We start from the raw sequence: 1937 nt of genomic DNA, 5'->3' as shown, positions 1-1937 counted from the left end.
GGGACCCGCCACTCGAGGTCGAACTCGTAGGTCGCCGCGCCGTCCGCGCCGATCGTGGCGGCGGCGGTCGCGGTCCGGGTCAGCACGTGCGGGTCGCCGGCGAGCTCGACCCCCGCAGCAGCCACGTGGTCGGCCAGCACCCTGCCCCGCTCGTCGTCGGCCCACGCGGTCACGAACCGCACCCGCCGGCCCAGCCGCGCGAGCGCCACCGCGACGTTCGCGGCGCTGCCCCCGGCGTACTCGGTGGTCCGCCCGTCCGGTCCGTGCACGATGTCGACCAGGGACTCCCCCACCACCAGCACGCTCTCCATGGGGATGTCTCTACCATGCCCGCATGCAGGTGCATCCGCTGGACCCGGGCTCCCCGGTCGCGCCGTACGAGCAGCTGCGCACCCAGCTCGCCAGCCGGGCCGCCGCGGGCGATCTCCCCGCCGGCACCCGGCTCCCGACGGTCCGGGCCCTGGCCGCGGAGCTGTCGTTGGCGGTGAACACCGTCGCCCGCGCCTACCGCGAGCTCGAGGCCGACGGCGTGATCACCACCGAGGGCCGGCGCGGCACGTTCGTCGCCGCCACGGCCGCGGGCCGTTCCTCCGAGGCGGCCGACGCCGCGGCGGCGTACGTCGCCACCGCCCGCCGCCTCGGCCTCACCCTCCCCGAGGCCACCCACCTCCTCGAGCACCACTGGCCCCCGAAATGACGTCGACCCGCCCGAGAGTTTCGGGCGGGTCAACGTGTCAGACGCAGCAGGCTCAGGCCTTGGCGTCGTCCTCGGTGCTCTCCGCGGCGGGCTCCTCGGCGGGGGCCTCGTCCTCGGTGGGCTGCTCCTCGGCGATGACGCTCTCCTCGGGAGACGCCTCGTCGGTCAGCTCGGTCGGAGCGTCCTCGACGGCCGTCTCCTCGACCGGAGCCGGGGCGGCGGCGGCCGGAGCGGCCTTCTTCTTCGCCTTCGGGGCCGAGGGCTGGTAGGCCTCGGTCACGAGCTCGATGACCGCCATGGGGGCGTTGTCGCCCTTGCGGGGGCCGAGCTTGGTGATCCGGGTGTAGCCACCCGGACGCTCGGCGAAGGTCGGCGCGATCTCGGTGAAGAGGGTGTGCACGACCGACTTGTCGCGGATCGTCTTGAGAACCTCGCGACGGTTGTGCAGGTCGCCCTTCTTGGCCTTGGTGATCAGCTTCTCCGCGTGCGGACGCAGCGCGCGCGCCCGCGACTCGGTCGTCGTGATCCGGCCGTGCTCGAAGAGCTGGGTGGCCAGGTTCGACAGGATCAGGCGCTGGTGGGACGGGCTGCCGCCGAGGCGGGGACCCTTGGTGGGCTTGGGCATCGATCTCTCTCATTTCTCCCGGGCCGTACGAGGTACCCGGGTAGACGGCCGACTCGGTGTCGGTCGGTTTGGTTTCAGTACTGCTCGTCCTCGACGAAGGCATCGTCGTCGTCATCGCCGTACGCCGCGAGCGCGGCGTGCGGGTCGAAGCCGGGCGCGCTGTCCTTGAGGGACAGGCCCATCTCGACCAGCTTGGCCTTGACCTCGTCGATCGACTTCGCACCGAAGTTGCGGATGTCGAGCAGGTCCTGCTCCGAGCGGCTGATGAGCTCACCCACGGTGTGGATGCCCTCGCGCTTGAGGCAGTTGTAGGAGCGGACGGTCAGCTGCAGGTCCTCGACCGGGAGGGCGAGGTCGGCAGCCAGCTGCTCGTCGACCGGCGACGGGCCGATGTCGATGCCCTCGGCCTCGACGTTGAGCTCGCGGGCCAGGCCGAACAGCTCGACCAGGGTCTTGCCGGCCGAGGCGATCGCGTCGCGGGGACGGATCGACGGCTTGGTCTCGACGTCGATGACGAGCTTGTCGAAGTCCGTGCGCTGCTCGACACGGGTGGCCTCGACCTTGTAGGTCACCTTCAGCACGGGGCTGTAGATCGAGTCGACCGGCATCCGGCCG

The 1937-nt window shown here is 71.7% G+C and carries 4 protein-coding genes; 1 reads left to right on the top strand and 3 read right to left on the bottom strand.

Translation table 11 applies throughout. The features are described 5' to 3' along the window. Positions 1–311, bottom strand: a 311-nt coding sequence (locus VGD85_RS10465) for a PfkB family carbohydrate kinase (protein WP_331063379.1), incomplete at its 3' end; no start/stop codon positions are given. 23 nt (positions 312–334) lie between these two features. Between VGD85_RS10465 and VGD85_RS10460 the strand changes: the two genes are divergently transcribed. Continuing rightward, a complete protein-coding gene (locus tag VGD85_RS10460) occupies positions 335–697 on the top strand; it encodes a GntR family transcriptional regulator (RefSeq protein WP_331063378.1) in 363 nt (120 codons plus the stop codon). A gap of 52 nt (positions 698–749) precedes the next feature. On the opposite strand, the gene rplQ is transcribed toward VGD85_RS10460, so the two are convergent. Beyond that, complete coding sequence (gene rplQ, locus VGD85_RS10455; protein ID WP_331063377.1) at positions 750–1322, bottom strand: 50S ribosomal protein L17; 573 nt, start codon at positions 1320–1322, stop codon at positions 750–752. Between the two features lie 74 nt (positions 1323–1396). Continuing rightward, positions 1397–1937, bottom strand: a 541-nt coding sequence (locus tag VGD85_RS10450; RefSeq protein ID WP_331063376.1) for a DNA-directed RNA polymerase subunit alpha C-terminal domain-containing protein, incomplete at its 5' end; no start/stop codon positions are given.

This window comes from Nocardioides sp. (assembly GCF_036401255.1).
GTDB lineage: Bacteria > Actinomycetota > Actinomycetes > Propionibacteriales > Nocardioidaceae > Nocardioides.
Note: the sequence above shows the minus strand (reverse complement) of the source record. Positions and strands in the feature narration are given on the sequence as shown.